Genomic DNA, 15,115 nt, shown 5'->3' on the forward strand with positions numbered 1-15,115 from the left:
CAGACCACTTTTCCAAGCCTTTCCCCATCGCGATCGACGACACTCCCGTCACCGCAATCAACGAAAGGAAGGAATATGAAAGTCGTCATTCACCGCGATTCCAAGGCATGGCAGTTGCAGGTCTGGATCTCCTTCGCGATCGCCGTATTCATGTGCGGCGTCGGTCTGGCTTACCTTCCCGGCAAGGATCTCGACCGGGTATTCATGGTGATGGGCTATTTCTTCTGTCTGACCACCGCCTTCGTGCTGGCCAAGCTGGTGCGGGATGCGGAGAAGGCGCGCATTGAAGGCCGGGCCGCCGATACGCCGATGTTCAAGTATGTCGTCTGGACCGGCTTCTTCATTTCGATGGCACTGACGTCTTGGGGCTTGCTGAGGATGGAGATCAACGAGACCTATAAAGCCTTTCTCGGCGTGAGCTGGCTCTACCTGATTACCTGCGCGTTCACCCTTGCAAAGACCTTGCGCGACCGGCATGAAGCCGACCTGAGCAGAAGCCGCCTCGCGGTCCTCGATGCGGAAACGGCCTGAACACGGAAAGAGGAATTGACATGAAATTCAAGTTCACCGGAACCCGCCTCGTGGCAGCAGGTGCCGCCTCCTGGATCTTCGCATTCGGCATTCTTGCCGCCGGCTCCGCGAGGGCGCACAACGACGCCTCCGCAGTAAGCGCTCTTTCCACGCTGCCGATCGCCTCGGTGGTGGTCGCCGCCAGCACTCTCGCGGCCGCGCCGCTGGTCCTGTCGGCGGCCGGCACGGTGCTGGTGGTGAAGGCCGTCGCCGCATCCGCGCGTGGCACATTGCTGGTGCTGGAACGTGCGTCGGACGGTGCCCGGTTCAGCATCGAGATCGCGGGCGAAGGCATTGCGGCTGCATCACTGGCCGCCGGCACGGTTGTCACGGTCAGCGTCATCGGCGCCGGCGTGGTGCTGTCGGTCGCGGCGGAAGCGATCGCCTTCCTGCCGAATGCCCTGGGCAAGGCCCTCCTGCATAACGAACGTCTTTGAGATGGCCATGCGATACCTCACACGTTTCTGCATCACGCTCGCTGTTGCCGCCAACCTGCTTTCCGCCTCTGCCGTGCACGCAGGCCGGCCATGCGAGAACATCAGGTCAACGGCCTTCACGATTGAACGCGGACTCGCGCTTGCCGAACGCACGATGGCGGCGCTGGACGCCAGCGGCCATGACGTGGTGCTGCTGGCGCGCGCCGGCCAGGACCTGACCAAATACGGCGTGCACTATTCTCACCTCGGCTTTGCGTACCGGCAGCCGGACGGCAGCGGCGGCCATGTCTGGCGGGTGCTGCACAAGCTGAATCAATGCGGCACCGATGTATCAGCAATCTACCGCCAGGGATTGGGCGAGTTTTTTCTGGACGACCTGTGGCGCTATGAAGCGGCTTTCGTCGCGCCGGTCCGGGAAGTGCAGGACCGCCTGCTGCCGATACTGCGGGATGACCGGCTGGCCACGCGCCTGCATCGCACGCCGTACAGCATCGTCAGCTATGCATGGGGCGGCAACTACCAGCAGTCCAATCAGTGGGCGATCGAAACCCTGGCCGCTGCGATGCTGCCCCCGGATGCAACCCGCTCGCAGGCACAGGCATGGCTGCAGGCGCAGGCCTATCAGCCCGGTCTGGTGCGTCTCGGCGCATTGTCACGGCTCGGCGGCATGATCAGCGCTCCGAATGTGGCATTCGACGACCATCCTGCGGAGAAGCGGTTTTCGGGCCGGATCGAAACGGTCACCGTGGATTCGGTATTTGCATGGCTGCGAAAATCGAAACTCGGCGGCGCGCCGTTGGTAGTGGAACTGAAGAACTGATGGGCGCAGTGCGCTAGCGCGCCCGGCATTTATAGGGAAGATAGTTCGACGGAATCGTGGTCTTGTTGTCGCCCTTGAGCGTCATGTTGCCCGGCGCTTCCGCGAAGCCGCATACCCAGGTCACCGGCACGATGGGTGCGTCCTCGACCACCGCCGGGCGCAGGGTCAGCACCTTGTCCCTCAGGAAGCTGTTGGCGCGGTTGCCGAAGGTGATGTGTACCGCGCCGTCGCGCACCACCAGCGAACGGATGAACTGGTTGACGATCTTGTCCTCGGCCGGCAAGCCGGCGGCAGCATTGTCGGCGGGAAGAGTCTGGGTTGCGAGCCAGGCTGCGGCGATCGGCTTGGTCGCAATGTCGGCGAACGGAAGCGCATCGACGATCTGTTCCTTGATGAATTTATCGAGGTAACTGGGTGCCGCGATGAGCGCGAGAATGGCGACGACCGCAACGACGATCATCAATTCCAGCATGGTGAAGCCGCGGGCGATGTGTTCCGGACCGGTATGGCGTGATAGCTTCGGCATGGGATGGCATGAGTGGTAGGGACGGTTCATGCTGCCATGGAACAACCATGTTGGCAATCGTCAACATGGTGCTTGCCATAACCGTCGTCACTTCGCGAGAAATTTCGCCACCGTTGCATTCGTGATCACGCCCGAGTATGCGACCGCCTTTCCCTCCTTGTCGAACCAGTAGCTGCGCGGTATCTCGCCGCGCCATTTCGGATCGATCGCGTAACGCAATTGCTCGGCAGGCGCAGGGCCGAACGCCCACATGTGGGCGCCGAGGCCCGACGATTCCAGCTTCTTTCGCACCAGGGCAGCGGCTTCCGCGTCATCGGCACGGTCGGTGGCAATCGTCACGACATCGAATCCGCCCTTCTTCCTTGCTTCGGCCAGCGCCTGGAAACTGCGCTGGCAATACTCGCAGTCGAGCGACCACACAAGGATGACGAAAGGCTTGCCCTTTTCGGACGAGACGATCTGCCTGAAACTGTCCGGTCCGAAAACACGGATATTTTCCGTCGCTTGCGCGGCAATCTGGGACACGCACAAAGCGGCGGCCAGCGATGCACGAATGAACGTGTTCATGGCTTCTCCTTCTGGATCGGTACCACACGGACACCATCGTTCTCGGTGCGCCAGACCAGAACCGCGCCGGTGCGATGCGCGGCAAGGTAGGGCTTGTCGGAATCGCCGGCAGTTCGCGCGAGTTCCTTTTCTTTCCAGGTCGCGCCGCCATCCTCGGACAGCTTGGTCAGCACGGCGGTCGATTGACCGTCGAATTGCTTCCATACGATGGACACCTGCCTGCCCTGCACCACGAGGTCGGGATGCGACGCCTGTTCCGAGCCGAGCGATACGGGCTTGCGTGTTTTGCCATTGCTTTGCGTCGCAGCGTAAAGCGCACCCGCGCCCTCCCCTTCCTTGCCGTTGAACCAGACCTGATGGCGCGTGCCGTCCGGCCCGTAGGCGATCGACGGGCCGTGATGCGGGCATGCGTCGATGCGCCAATCATCGAAGGTCACGCGTACCGGTGCGGAGACCTTGCCGTCGGCGGAAAGCTCGGCGATCGCATGGTCGCGGATATTTGGCGCGAAGACATGCCGCCACATGGCGACCGGGACACCCTTGTCGTTGAGCGTCAGCCCGATGCGGCAGCATTCGCAGCTATGGTCCGCCACCTTGTAGTCGCCCTTGAATGTCGCGCCGCCGTCGTTCGAGACGGCGTAATACACCGCCGAGCCGGCGTAGCGCCCGCCCGCCGCCTTCATCTGCCGGGCATCACGGTCGTCGACCCATGCGATGAAGATTTTTCCGTCCGCATCCACCACCATCGAATCGAAACTATGCGTGATGGCGTCACGGTTCGCATGAACCGTGATCGGCGAGGAGAACGTCTTGCCGCCATCCAGCGAGCGCACGAAACGGATATCGCCGATATGCGGCCGCTTCACCGTGCTGGTATAGCTGACATACAGCTCGCCCTTGCCGCCGAATGCGATATGCGGGCGCGCTTCGCCGCTGGCCGCAATCGGCTCCGGCGTGGCCTGGATACGCGTCGGCGTCGTCCAGGTCTTGCCCATATCGGTCGAATGCTGCACGACAATAAACTGATCGCCGTTGTCGGTTTTCTTGGTCGCCACCCACAGGCGGCCATCCTTGTCGAATGCCGCGCCGGTGCCCAGGTCACGCGCCTTCGCGTGGCCGGCATGGCCGTGGCTGTGCGCCGTGCTTCCTTGTGCCGCCGCGCAGCTGGCGACGGCGGCCAGTGAAACCGTCAGCAGCAGCCTGGTGGCATCCGCCTTCCATTTACCCATCATCGTGCTCATTGCCATCTCTCCAAAAAATGTTGGCCGGCGCGCGAGGCGCCGGCCAGGCCAGTCTGATGCCTGGTCAATAGTTCAGCTCCACGCCGGCATACAGCGAACGTCCGTCGCCCGGATAGAACTGCCTGCTGTCCGCACCCCGCGCATCCGCGATCACGCCTGTCGTCGCCGCATAAGTTTTGTCCGCCAGGTTGCGTGCATCGACGAACCACGACATATGCCTGTTGACCCGCTGGCCGAGCTTGAACCCGACAATCCCGTATCCGGCGGCGCGCAGCGTGTTCGCATGGTCGACCCATGTGACGGAAGCAAGCCGGACGTTCGGCCCGAAATACAGTCCGTTAGCCATCCTGTAAAGCACCTCCCCGGTCGCGAACTGGCGCGGTACGCCGGCAAGCCGGTTATCGCGGTACGCCCGGTCGCCGTCGAAGCGGAAGTCGTTCAACTGGTAATTCAGGCGCACGGTCCATTGCCGGCCGATATCCGTTTCCATGCCTGCCTCGATGCCCTGATGAACCGTCCTGTCGGCATTCGTCGTGCCGAGCGGGATGCCGGCCGGGCTGTTCAATGCGAGCAGCTCGTTTTTCACCCGCGCGTGATAGAGCGAGACATCCCACCGCAGGCTGCCCCAGCCGGGACTGAACACGCCGCGCGATCCGATTTCGGCGGATCTTGCGCGCTGCGCATCGACCGGCGTCACATTCACGCCGCCCGCCAGCTCTCCGAACGACGGCGGCTCGTAGCTGCCGCTCACATTGCCGTACAGCTGGATGTCGGGCGTCAGTTCATGCCGCGCTCCGACCTTGGGCGAGACGCGGCGGTAAGTCCTGTCGACGCTGTTGTCGCCATCGGCAAGGAAGCGGTCGGTCAGCCGGCGCCGCGCCTCCACCGCCTGAGCGCCGAGGATCAGGGCGGTCGAAGGCAGTACGTAATGCTGGTTCTCGGCGAATACCGCGACGCTACGGGAACGCTGTTCGGCCTGGCCGGTGCGGGCGCCGGATTGCCCGCCGACGTTGCGGAAGCGGTCGTCGTCCAGCGTCCCCTGTAACAGGGACGTACCGACGATGAGCCGGTTCTTTCCGCCAAACAGCTTCCCGTCGCTGATGTAGCGCGCCGACAGGCCGTAATCGTCCGAATCCTGCTCCAGCACCTGGAAAATCGGATGGAACAGCGATTTGTAGGAATAGAAGCCGCCGATTTCCAGGCGCCGGGCCGGGTCCAGCTGGATGGTCGTCTTGTTCGACAGGCGGTACAGATCGAAGTCCCGATGCTGGTCGCCGGTTACCGCGGCGGGGTCTGCCCTTCTCGGCGATGCGTTCATCTCCGCCTTCGTCAGCGCGCCGGGCAGCTCCGAGCCGGTGTTGACCGCATGCAGGAAGAAGCGGGTTTCGACGGCATCCGTGATCTGCCAGCCGAGATTGCCGGAAATGCGCTGCGTGTCCTGCCTGGAATGCACACGGAATCCTTTCTGATGAAAGGTCGATCCGGCGATGAACCAGTCCAGCGTATCGGTCTTTCCGGCCGCCGCGATCTGCGCCCGTCGGTAGCCGAAGCTGCCGGCCTCCAGCCGCGCAGCCAAAGATGGCGCCACGAGTCCGGAGGGACTGACGAAGTTGACCGCGCCGCCAAGGGTAGTTGCGCCGAACTGGAGCGCGTTGGCGCCGCGATATACCTCGACATAGCGTGCCGAGAGCGGTTCCACCGCCTGGAAATCGGCACTGCCGTCGGCAAGGTTGAGCGGCACGCCGTCCTGCAGCAGCTGAATGCCCCGCATATGGAAAGTGCGCTGCAGGCCGGAACCGCGAATGGACAGGCGCGCTTCCTCGGCGCCGAAACGCGATGCGACGAACACGCCGGGCGAAAACTGCAGCGCATCGGAAAGCGTCGACACTCTTCCCTCCTTGTACTGCTCGGCGTCCACGATGTTGGCGCCGCCCGGCGTAGTGCCGATGCGTTCCCGTGCCACATCAATCGACGGAAGCGATGGACTGGCAACCGGTTCCGCGGTGACGGTAACCGCAGGCAACGTTTTTTCCTGTGCACATGCATTGGACAAGTGCAGTGCCCAAAATAGTGGCAGCGCGGTGGCGGACAAATAATGCATGCGGCTTATATGTTGCCGCTTGCCTGGCAGAGACATTGAAAATCCTTATAGTTCGAATTGATTGCCTGAGCAGGTAACCTTGCCATCGCGGCCGGCAACGTGTGAACGCATGGATGCGTTCATCATCCAGGTTTCCGGGCAATGGCGACGGGTCACTGCAGCAGGTGTATCGGGCTCATGACTTTCCCGGAAAACGCAGGCGGCTGCCATCCCGGTTCCGGAAGGCATTGAACACAAGCGCGCACGCCGGTCTGGCCGGTATCGTGGATGGTTTCGATGAAGAAAGTGAATGAGCTGCCGGACTGCGAAGTGCAAAGAGAGCCGGTCAGGAGAATTCGGGTGGGGCGCGCGGCTGCGCCGCCGTCCAGGCGAACAGCCGCGCGGGGGAATGATAGAAAAGAACCGGCAGGATGGAAGCACCTGCATTGGGTGCCGCTATCACGGCGGCAAATGGCGCCAGCCCGAAGGAGCCGGCATGAGTGAAGCAGAACGGGCAGTGCTCGAAGTGCAGCCTGGATGAATGCGAATCCGGATCCGTCCCGCCCGACGAATCCGGACCGGGTGCCGAGGCATGGTGGGAATGGACCGCATGCTCGTGTGCTGAATGGCTCTGCATATCCGGCGGATGTTCCCCGTCATGCCGGGAATCCGCTGCTTGCGGAGCATGGCTGGCGTGTCGGTCGACCGGAGAAGCCGGCGCATAGTCGGACAAACCGGCTGCATAAAGCGCATGGGAAATGGACGGCGCGAGCGACGCTGCCAGAACAGCGAAACACGCCATCCAGGCGGCAACACGACGCAGATATCGACTCAATCCCATGGTCGAATCTTATCATTGGATCACTATGCAGCGCCCTGCCGATAGATTCAAGAATTCGATTGGTCCAACTGGATCAATCCAAATTTCGCACGGCGTCACGGCGGCGGCAATATCAATACCCCCGCAACGGTTCCTGTGCGGATTTGACTACGGCGCTTGGTAACATGCCGACCGCTGTTCATTGGTGTTGCCGAGTAGTCGGGCCTTACACTTCAAAAGATAAGCTTCAGCTTTTCCACGCGCACCGACGGCTTTCTTGCATTCGGGACGGAGTATGCCAATTCCACGAATAACGTCGATCTGTGCGAGAGGTTTTGCTACCGGCACAAGCACAAGACTGAACACCGCTCGCATCAAATGTAGCGGACGGGTTTTTATCAAAACGTCGCTGCGTTCGAAGAGAATTCGTTTCCGATCGCCGATCGAATTCTAAAAGCGATAACCAGGCACTTTAGCGTACCGATATCACTGGACATCAGGGACAGTTCGTATGTGCAGTTTTGCGCGTACGAGCGGGCGTATCGCATGTCGGACAGGGAGTATCTGCAGGATAAGCATGAAGACGGCCATCTCATCACCTTCGTCAAAGCGTCACGCGATGGACTCGTGATCTTTCCGCGCGGCGTGCGGCAGGAGGTCCGGCTGGCTGATGACGAGATGATCGTGTTCACAGGATCGCTGCTGACGACTCTGTCGGATGGCAAGATCCCTTATATGGAACACGCGGTACTGAATCCTGCTGTACCCGTTTCACGCTCGTCTCTCGTCTATTTTGCGATTCCGGACTTGCATGCCCCATACCCGAGCTTCGTGGAAGGGCAGGCACTCGACCTGCACAGAATAGCGAACGATTTTCACCAAAGCTTTGGCAACAAGCCGTTCAGCGAATAAGCTTCCGGTCTGTCTGCTGAACTGAATATCCGCCTTATCTTCCGACGAAGGGATGCATAGGCGCACAACACCGGCCCTGCCACTGGTCGGCAGCGGCCGGTACTCTGACATAGGATTGAATATGCCTTCTGGCGTCTCCTACCTTCAAGGATTAACGTTAGGTATTGGCCTGATGATCGCCATTGGCCCCAAAGACGTATTCGTGATCCGCCAAAGCCTGCGCGGACGCTACCTGCTCGCGATGATGTCGGTTTGCGTCGGGGCTGACGCGCTACTGATTTTCATCGGCACGGCGGGCGTAGGTACGCTGGTGTCGCGGTACTACTGGTTGATGATGATTGCGGTCGGCGGCGGTGCGGCATTCATGTGCTGGCATGGCTACGTTGCGCTGAAGGCGGCCATGAGACCGACATTGCCCGGGCTGGAAGCCCCAGACGAGCAAACATTGTCTCAAGTCGTCATCGCCACGACGGCGATGTCCTTTCTAAATCCCCTGGCCATTCTTGACACGGCGGTGTTGATCGGCGCCGTCAGCGGAACAAAGCCAATGGATGAGCGGGTTTCTTTCGCATTGGGCGCGCTCAGCGCGTCGTTTCTCTGGTTCTCGGTATTGATTGGCGGTGCGCGGTTGATTGCCCCTTTATTTATGCGGCCGATCATGTGGCAAGTCCTGGATTTCACGATCGCTGTGATCATGTTTGCCATGGCGTGGATTACCGTTCAGAACACGTTCTGGTCATGACATGGCAATGCCTTGCGCGTCGCCAGAACCATGAGCTTGCCCTCTCTTGCGCATTTGCAGGTTCACGAATTGATTCGCGGGGCAAGAACGTCCGCCCCGCCGCTTGAACGCCCGGTCGGATAGCAAGTCCTGGGGCTCGCCGTGCCGGCAAAGTCCAGACTTGCGGGACGCCATTAATCCGTTTCGCCGAGCAGCCCGGTTTTCAACTTCGCGTCTGCCGGCTTGTCACCCAGCCAGATGCGCAGCAGCACGGTGTAGAACAGTGGATCGGGAATCGGGTCGGCGACCTGCTTGCCGTTGATCTGGACGATCGTTCCCGTGCCCGGAATGAAGTCGTTGGTCACCACGTCGCCCTTTTTCAGTTCGGGGATGGAGGCAAACAGCTGGCCAAATTTCATCAGCTGGTTGATGAGTTTCGCCTTTTCGGCCTTATCGGAATTCTGCTGAATGCCGGTCATGAACGCCTGGCCGAATTCCTCCGCATTGACGTTGCGCTGCATGACCAGGCGGATGCGCTTGGCGCCGGGCAAGGCATAGATGTCCGCCGGCGTGGCTTTCTTCTCGGGAAGGTACAGGCCTGCGGAGTACACCTGGAAGATGGCCTTGTACCGCACGCCCGCGCCGTTGAGCTTCAGGTCCTGGTTGCCGACCTTCACGGTCTCGTCGTATTTATATCCGCCCACATCGACGGCGGCAAAGGCGCTGGATGCGCTGAAGGCGAACAGGCTGGCGGCGAGCATAAGTGCCCGGCCGAGGCGGTAAGGGTGATGCATGGTTGTCTCCTAGGCTATATATCACCGTTAGGATACAAGAGATTGGAAAATAATGCCGCAGTGCAATACAACACTGGTTGATTTAATTTAAACGGCGCGTGCAGGAAGGTGGACCACATGCCTGAATTCGAAAAACTGGCTTATGGGATGACTGCAGCGCTCAGATTGCGCTTGCCACCAGCACCGCATTCGTCCCGCCGAAGGCGAACGAGTTCGACATGACTGCGCCGATCCGTTGGCCGCTGCGCGAGGCATTCGCCACATAATCGAGATCGCATTCCGGGTCGGCCATATCGAGATTGATCGTCGGCGGAATCACGCCGCTGCGCATCGCGAGGATGGCGATCACGAATTCCAGCGCGCCGGCCGCGCCGAGCAGGTGGCCGTGCATGGACTTGGTCGAACTGACCGCCAACCGGTCCGCCTGGGCGCCGAATACCTGCCGGATGGCGGCGGTCTCGACCGGGTCGTTGGCGGGCGTGCCGGTGCCGTGGGCGTTCAGGTAGGCGATGTCGGATGGATCGATGCAGGCCGATGCCAGCGCCAGGCGCATCGCGCGCGCCTGGCCTTCGACGCTTGGGCGGGTCAGGTGCGCGATGTCGGTCGCCAGCCCGTAGCCGGCAAGCTCGGCATGGATGACGGCCTTGCGCGCCACCGCCCTCTCCCACTCCTCCAGGATGACGATCGCGGCACCCTCGGCCAGTACCAGCCCGGTCCGGTTTTTCGAAAACGGCTTGCATGATGCGGCCGGGTTATCGCCGTCTTCGACGGCCAGCGTGCGCAGCGCCTCCCATGCCTTCATCGTGCCGAGCGACAGCGGCGCCTCGCTGCCGCCGGCAATCATGACATCGGCGTCGCCGGCACGGATCGCTTTCGCCGCCTCCCCGATGGCGACCGCGGAAGAGGAGCAGGCCGTGCTGTAGGTCAGGTTGGGCCCGGTGATGCCGTGCTCCAGCCCGATCCATGATGCGGCGGCATTGTTCATCGCCAGCAGCACGCTGAAGGGCTTGATACGGTCGGACTGCTGCTCATACAGGGTGCGGTAGCCGTCGTCGGTGGTCAGCGATCCGCCCATGCCGGTGCCGAGGAATACGCCGGCGCGGGACGGATCGAAATCGGCCTTCAGGGCGGCATCTTCCAGCGCCTTTCGCGCGGCGACCAGCGCGAACTGGCTGACGCGGTCGAGCATGCGCAGCTTCGGCGGATCGAAATGCAGCGCGCCGTCGAATGCGGTTTGCGCGGCGATGCGGGTCGACAGCCTGCCGAACGCTTCGTCATCGAGGCGGCGTACCGCCGAGCGGCCCGCGGCCAGATTGTCGCCGAGGTCCGCGATCGTGTCGCCGAGCGGCGAGACGATGCCGATGCCGGTGACGGCCACACGTCTCATGCCGTGCGTCCGCTCGATGCGCCGGCGGTCTTCTGGACGGATTGCGCCGGCGGCTGGACGATGCCGCTGCCGGACGAGGTCTCCGCATGCTGCTCGGCCACCAGGCGGTCGATGTAATCAACCACGTCCCCTATCGTGGGCAATTCCACCTGGTCGGACGGCAGCCGGATGTCGAATTCATCCTCCACCTGGAACAGCAGTTCCATGACACCGAGGGAATCGACGCCCAGTTCTTCCAGCCTGGCGTCGGGTGTGAGTTTTTCCGGCGCAAGCTGGTACTCGCTGACCAGTATCTGCTTCAGTCGTTCATAGGTCGTCATTCAGCACTCCTTGAGTAAGTCGTCGGTATTCAAAGCGTTGGGGGTGGCGGGCATCGGCACAGGTGCGCGGGTGACCTTGCCGCTCCATTGCGCGGCCCGGGTCAGCAGGTGCGGCGCCATGCGCAGCACCGGCAATGCGGCGCCGGTCAGCCCCGGCCGCATCGCCGCATGGGCGAACAGCGCGGCCAGCCGTATGCGTTGCGCGAAATGGCCATGCCACATCTGCGCATAGCCTTGCCGCAGCGCTGCCTGCTGCGCGGCGTCTTTCATTTCGGTGCGGTGCGGTCCGAGCAGGCCGGCGAGCAGGCACGCCGACTGTATCGCCATGCTCATGCCTTCGCCGATGATCGGGTGCGCCTCGCCGGCCGCATTGCCGACCAGGAAGGCGCTGCCGCCGTCGCGCGGCATGCGGATGCCGGGCCGGATCGGACCGACGGCAAGCCAGGTACCTTGCTGCCGCGCGGTGGACAGCATGCGGCGCACGCCGGCGCAGGTGCGCGCGACATGGGCGACCGCCGCTTCGGCGGCCTTTTGCGCCGGGGCTGCCTGCCTGCAGCGCAACAGTTGGTCCCGCCGCATGCAGAAGGCAAGCGTCGTCGTGGCGCTATCGCCGACCACCATGCCTCCGTAACCGCCTGGAAAGGACAACACCGGCAGCAGACCGGTTTCCAGTCCGGCGTCGGTGAAATTTGCCTTGAACGCGAACAGGTCGGACAAAAGCTGCTGCGGCTTCTGCTGGCCATCCTGGTCCTGTCGTGTGCCGGCCGGCGGCAGTTCCCACGATCCATGCGCCGCAATCAGGACCGGCGCCTGCAGCGTGACCGACTCGTCCGCATGGACTTTGCCTACATGGCAGCGATACGCGCCGGGTCCGCCATCGATGCTGCGCGCCGCCCACGGCTGGAACACGTCGGCGCCGCTGCGCGCCGCCTGTTCCAGGAGAAGCGTATCCAGCACTTCCCGCCCGAGCGCGACGCCCCATGGATGGCGCCCGTCCGCGAAGGCCGGGAACGGCGCACGGACCGTCTGTTCGCCCATCATCAGCGCCACCTGCCGCAGCGGCGCACCGGCGAGGTCGGCCACCGCCTTGCCGATGCCGAGCTCGTCGAGCAGCGGCAGATTGCTGGCGGCGATGCACTCGCCACATACCTTGCGTCGCGGGAAGCGCTGTTTCTCCACCACTGCCACGCGCCAGCCCTGGCGCGACAGCAGGATGGCGGCGCTGGCGCCGGCCGGTCCGGCGCCGATGATGATGGCGTCATAGTGGGTGTGCGTCGTCATATCGCTCCTTGTGCTTTCTTCTGCGCTTCTTCTTTCATTGCCACGAACAGGTGACTAAACAGCCGCGCCGGCCTTTCCTCCAGCCGCCACCCTTGTGCATCGCCAGGCCATAGCGCCGACAGCTCATTGCCATGAAAACCCGCCTGTACGCTCAACACCGCATCTTCGCGCGTGACGGCGTTGGCCCCGACCAGTCCCACCAGCCGGCTGCCCAGCAGCGGCAGGCGCGCGCGCAGTGGCTCGCAGGCAACAACCATCCGGGAGCGCTGCTGCAGCGCACGGAAAAGCAATGCGATCCCGGGGGCGTCGAAGTGATGGATGAACAGGTTGGCGACGGCGATATCCCATTCCTCCGGCGACGATTGTTCCGCCCAGTCCAGCACGTCGGCCTGCAGCACGCGCACCTTCCATCCGAGCCGCAGGAAACCCTCGCGCGTGCTGTCGGATACGAGGTGCTGCCGGTCGAGCAGCGTCAGTTCCACGCCCGGCCAGGCATGCGACAGCCGCTTGGCCAGGCGCAGCATCAGGCTGCCGTCGCCGGCGCCGAGTTCGATGATGCGCACCGGCGGCTTTGGATAGCGGGCAAGCGCCTCGGCGATGATGCCGGCCGATCCCATGATGCGGTTGATGCGCCGCAGGTCGGCACGGGAGCGGATTGCGCGCGGATCGTCTTCGGCCAGATGGTCGAGCGTTTCGTTTTCGAGACGCCGCGGAAACGTGCTGCCGGTGAAAGTGGGGCCGATCATGGAGTGCGGCTCAGTCGACCTGCAGCAGCGCGCCGTGGCAGCTGAACCCCGCGCCGAATGACGACAGCCACCATGCGCCGCCGGGCGCGTTGTCTTCCAGCGCAGCCTCCAGGACGAAATACACGAAGGCGCTGCTAAGGTTGCCGTAGTCGCGCAGCATCGCGGCGCTGTAGCGGAAGTCATGCTTGCCGACGCCGAACTTCTTTTCCAGCGCGGCCAGCACATCACGGCCGCCCGCATGCATGATCCAGGTGCTGACGGCCTCGCGTTCGACGCCGGCGCGCTGCAGCACCTTGCACAGCACATCGTGCGCATGTTCGGCGGCAAGCCAGGGCACGTCGCGGGTGAGGATGTTGCGCAGCATGCCGCTGCGCTGCTCGAACATCAGCGCTTCGCGCTTTGTCGGGTTGAGCAGCGATTCGCTGTCGCGCCACTCGATGCGTCGCACCGTTTCCCGTGGCCGCCGCGACAGCACCGCCGCGCCGGCGCCGTCGCCGAACAGGCAGGCGCTGATGAGCACGCCGGGATCATCGTCGAGATACATCGCCGCGCTGCAGACTTCGACGCATACCGACAGGACATGGCTGCATTGCGCCGAATCGAGAAGCGCACTCGCCAGCCGCATGTTGGGAAGTGCAGCCGCGCATCCCTGCCCGACGAGATCGAATGCCTGTATGTCGGGGCGCAGGCCCAATCGCTCGGCGACGTAGCCGCTCAGTCCGGGACACAGGTAACCGGTGCAGGTGCTGACCACGATGGCATCGATGCGCTCGGCCTGCAGACCGGCCTGTTCCAGTGCACGCATGCCGGCATCGCGGGCGAGCGCCGGCGCGTGGGCGATAAAACGCCGGTCGAGTGTGTCGGGATCGATTTGAAAGACTTCCTCCAGCGAATCGAGCGCGAGATGCCGCGCCTCGATGCCGTTGTCGCGCAGCAGCACTGCCTTCGCAACCGCATGCGCGCGCGGGCCGAGCCGCTGGAACCAATCGGATGCCTGGAATGCTTCCCAGCAATCGGATTTGAGGTAACGATTGGGCGGTACTGCGGTTCCTATGCCGTTTACATACATGCGTGCTTTCCCGTTCTGCTTCAGGTGTGGAAGGCGGCGCCTTCTGACCTGTCTAGTACGGGCCGGCGCACTTTGATTCTTCGCTGCAAGTTAATTTTTAGACCAGCCGATGGTGATCAAGTTGCAAGAGCGATGCGAGGCAATTCCCGGATGGCGAGAGGGGGCAGGAAAGAGATGTTGCGCCTTGGATGCAGGCAGGCGTTGATGCCACGAATGGCGATAGTGCGCGCAAACAAAAAGGCCCGTATGCATGACATACGGGCCCGAGGATCAGAAGCTGGCGCATGCGCGCCGCTTCATATCGTGCTGATTACCTGAACTGCCATACACGTACATACTTCACGTCGAAGGAGTTCAACTTGCCGGTCGGCGTGGTGTTGTCCGGCTGGCCGCTGGCGCTGCCGAACAGCAGGTCCAGCATCACGTACATGCGGCGCGGCATGGTCACGGCAACGCTATACACTTCACGGCCATCGAAGTAGAACGTCTGACGGCCCGGTTCCCACTTCAGTGCGTACTTGTGATAGCCGGCCGACAGATCGCCCAGGCCGGTCACCATCTTGGTGCCGCCGAGAACGCCCGGCGCGCCGGTCCAGATCGTCGGTGCGTATGCGGTCGGGTGGAAGTTCGCATCGCTCCAGTAGCTTGCGGGGCCGCCGCCTGCATACGCTTCCATGATGTCGATCTCTGGACGGAACGGATCCGGTTCGTCATGGTTGTACAGCCAGAATGCCGGCCATGTGCCCTTGCCGATCGGCAGCTTGGCTTCGATCTCGTAGTAACCGTAGGTCTGGTAGAACTTGCCGTCGGTATCGATCACGCGG

At 62.7% G+C, this 15,115-nt stretch carries 17 protein-coding genes; 5 read left to right on the forward strand and 12 right to left on the reverse strand.

Annotated features, from left to right (window positions below):
- Nucleotides 1-75 precede the first annotated feature (75 nt).
- From VGU61_RS20825 to VGU61_RS20835, 3 genes are read left to right on the forward strand one after another with little or no spacing between them, the layout of a single operon-like run.
- Nucleotides 76-531, forward strand: a complete 456-nt coding sequence (locus tag VGU61_RS20825; protein WP_326861222.1) for a YiaA/YiaB family inner membrane protein — start codon at nt 76-78, stop codon at nt 529-531.
- Nucleotides 532-551: 20 nt separating this feature from the next.
- On the forward strand, nt 552-1,007 hold the full coding sequence (locus VGU61_RS20830; RefSeq protein WP_326861223.1) for a hypothetical protein: 456 nt from the start codon (nt 552-554) through the stop codon (nt 1,005-1,007).
- Between the two features lie 7 nt (nt 1,008-1,014).
- The gene (locus VGU61_RS20835) at nt 1,015-1,827 is read left to right on the forward strand and encodes a DUF2145 domain-containing protein (protein ID WP_326861224.1); all 813 of its coding nucleotides are present in this window, start codon (nt 1,015-1,017) and stop codon (nt 1,825-1,827) included.
- Nucleotides 1,828-1,840: 13 nt separating this feature from the next.
- On the opposite strand, the gene VGU61_RS20840 is transcribed toward VGU61_RS20835, so the two are convergent.
- From VGU61_RS20840 to VGU61_RS20860, 5 genes are all read right to left on the reverse strand, one after another.
- On the reverse strand, nt 1,841-2,353 hold the full coding sequence (locus VGU61_RS20840; protein ID WP_326861225.1) for a pilin: 513 nt from the start codon (nt 2,351-2,353) through the stop codon (nt 1,841-1,843).
- A gap of 87 nt (nt 2,354-2,440) precedes the next feature.
- Nucleotides 2,441-2,920, reverse strand: a complete 480-nt coding sequence (locus VGU61_RS20845; protein WP_326861226.1) for a hypothetical protein — start codon at nt 2,918-2,920, stop codon at nt 2,441-2,443.
- Complete coding sequence (locus VGU61_RS20850) at nt 2,917-4,161, reverse strand: sialidase family protein (RefSeq protein ID WP_326861227.1); 1,245 nt, start codon at nt 4,159-4,161, stop codon at nt 2,917-2,919. Before VGU61_RS20850 ends, VGU61_RS20845 begins: the two co-directional genes overlap by 4 nt.
- Nucleotides 4,162-4,225: 64 nt before the next feature.
- Nucleotides 4,226-6,184 (reverse strand): TonB-dependent receptor, encoded by a 1,959-nt coding sequence (locus VGU61_RS20855; protein ID WP_326861228.1) that lies wholly within the window; start codon nt 6,182-6,184, stop codon nt 4,226-4,228.
- Nucleotides 6,185-6,587: 403 nt separating this feature from the next.
- Nucleotides 6,588-7,082, reverse strand: coding sequence for a DUF2946 domain-containing protein (locus VGU61_RS20860; protein WP_326861229.1), 495 nt, complete (start codon nt 7,080-7,082; stop codon nt 6,588-6,590).
- 525 nt (nt 7,083-7,607) lie between these two features.
- Between VGU61_RS20860 and VGU61_RS20865 the strand changes: the two genes are divergently transcribed.
- On the forward strand, nt 7,608-7,973 hold the full coding sequence (locus VGU61_RS20865; RefSeq protein WP_326861231.1) for a 2OG-Fe(II) oxygenase family protein: 366 nt from the start codon (nt 7,608-7,610) through the stop codon (nt 7,971-7,973).
- A gap of 121 nt (nt 7,974-8,094) precedes the next feature.
- A complete protein-coding gene (locus VGU61_RS20870; RefSeq protein WP_326861232.1) occupies nt 8,095-8,715 on the forward strand; it encodes a LysE/ArgO family amino acid transporter in 621 nt (206 codons plus the stop codon).
- Nucleotides 8,716-8,888: 173 nt separating this feature from the next.
- Here the strand turns inward: VGU61_RS20870 and VGU61_RS20875 are convergent, their stop codons facing one another.
- The 7 genes from VGU61_RS20875 to VGU61_RS20905 form a co-directional block, all read right to left on the reverse strand.
- Nucleotides 8,889-9,488, reverse strand: coding sequence for a chalcone isomerase family protein (locus tag VGU61_RS20875; protein ID WP_326861233.1), 600 nt, complete (start codon nt 9,486-9,488; stop codon nt 8,889-8,891).
- Nucleotides 9,489-9,648: 160 nt separating this feature from the next.
- On the reverse strand, nt 9,649-10,875 hold the full coding sequence (locus tag VGU61_RS20880; RefSeq protein ID WP_326861234.1) for a beta-ketoacyl-[acyl-carrier-protein] synthase family protein: 1,227 nt from the start codon (nt 10,873-10,875) through the stop codon (nt 9,649-9,651).
- Entirely contained in the window at nt 10,872-11,195 is a 324-nt protein-coding gene (locus tag VGU61_RS20885) for an acyl carrier protein (RefSeq protein WP_326861235.1), read from the reverse strand. Before VGU61_RS20885 ends, VGU61_RS20880 begins: the two co-directional genes overlap by 4 nt.
- The gene (locus tag VGU61_RS20890) at nt 11,196-12,476 is read right to left on the reverse strand and encodes an NAD(P)/FAD-dependent oxidoreductase (protein ID WP_326861236.1); all 1,281 of its coding nucleotides are present in this window, start codon (nt 12,474-12,476) and stop codon (nt 11,196-11,198) included.
- Nucleotides 12,473-13,222 carry a methyltransferase domain-containing protein gene (locus tag VGU61_RS20895; protein ID WP_326861237.1) on the reverse strand — a complete coding sequence of 250 codons (750 nt, stop codon included), beginning with the start codon at nt 13,220-13,222 and terminating at the stop codon, nt 12,473-12,475. Before VGU61_RS20895 ends, VGU61_RS20890 begins: the two co-directional genes overlap by 4 nt.
- Nucleotides 13,223-13,232: 10 nt before the next feature.
- Nucleotides 13,233-14,291 carry a type III polyketide synthase gene (locus tag VGU61_RS20900; protein WP_326861238.1) on the reverse strand — a complete coding sequence of 353 codons (1,059 nt, stop codon included), beginning with the start codon at nt 14,289-14,291 and terminating at the stop codon, nt 13,233-13,235.
- Between the two features lie 310 nt (nt 14,292-14,601).
- Nucleotides 14,602-15,115, reverse strand: a 514-nt coding sequence (locus tag VGU61_RS20905; RefSeq protein ID WP_326861239.1) for a glycoside hydrolase family 16 protein, incomplete at its 5' end; no start/stop codon positions are given.

Origin of the sequence: Noviherbaspirillum sp. (genome assembly GCF_035944575.1) — a bacterium.
GTDB lineage: Bacteria > Pseudomonadota > Gammaproteobacteria > Burkholderiales > Burkholderiaceae_D > Noviherbaspirillum.

What these genes read in the sequence shown, in the direction of transcription:
- VGU61_RS20825 (WP_326861222.1), top strand. Translation starts at nt 76, where the DNA reads ATGAAAGTCGTCATTCACCGCGATTCCAAGGCATGGCAGTTGCAGGTC.
- VGU61_RS20830 (WP_326861223.1), top strand. Translation starts at nt 552, where the DNA reads ATGAAATTCAAGTTCACCGGAACCCGCCTCGTGGCAGCAGGTGCCGCC.
- VGU61_RS20835 (WP_326861224.1), top strand. Translation starts at nt 1,015, where the DNA reads ATGCGATACCTCACACGTTTCTGCATCACGCTCGCTGTTGCCGCCAAC.
- VGU61_RS20840 (WP_326861225.1), bottom strand. Translation starts at nt 2,353, where the DNA reads ATGCCGAAGCTATCACGCCATACCGGTCCGGAACACATCGCCCGCGGC.
- VGU61_RS20845 (WP_326861226.1), bottom strand. Translation starts at nt 2,920, where the DNA reads ATGAACACGTTCATTCGTGCATCGCTGGCCGCCGCTTTGTGCGTGTCC.
- VGU61_RS20850 (WP_326861227.1), bottom strand. Translation starts at nt 4,161, where the DNA reads ATGAGCACGATGATGGGTAAATGGAAGGCGGATGCCACCAGGCTGCTG.
- VGU61_RS20860 (WP_326861229.1), bottom strand. Translation starts at nt 7,082, where the DNA reads ATGGGATTGAGTCGATATCTGCGTCGTGTTGCCGCCTGGATGGCGTGT.
- VGU61_RS20865 (WP_326861231.1), top strand. Translation starts at nt 7,608, where the DNA reads ATGTCGGACAGGGAGTATCTGCAGGATAAGCATGAAGACGGCCATCTC.
- VGU61_RS20870 (WP_326861232.1), top strand. Translation starts at nt 8,095, where the DNA reads ATGCCTTCTGGCGTCTCCTACCTTCAAGGATTAACGTTAGGTATTGGC.
- VGU61_RS20875 (WP_326861233.1), bottom strand. Translation starts at nt 9,488, where the DNA reads ATGCATCACCCTTACCGCCTCGGCCGGGCACTTATGCTCGCCGCCAGC.
- VGU61_RS20880 (WP_326861234.1), bottom strand. Translation starts at nt 10,875, where the DNA reads ATGAGACGTGTGGCCGTCACCGGCATCGGCATCGTCTCGCCGCTCGGC.
- VGU61_RS20885 (WP_326861235.1), bottom strand. Translation starts at nt 11,195, where the DNA reads ATGACGACCTATGAACGACTGAAGCAGATACTGGTCAGCGAGTACCAG.
- VGU61_RS20890 (WP_326861236.1), bottom strand. Translation starts at nt 12,476, where the DNA reads ATGACGACGCACACCCACTATGACGCCATCATCATCGGCGCCGGACCG.
- VGU61_RS20895 (WP_326861237.1), bottom strand. Translation starts at nt 13,222, where the DNA reads ATGATCGGCCCCACTTTCACCGGCAGCACGTTTCCGCGGCGTCTCGAA.
- VGU61_RS20900 (WP_326861238.1), bottom strand. Translation starts at nt 14,291, where the DNA reads ATGTATGTAAACGGCATAGGAACCGCAGTACCGCCCAATCGTTACCTC.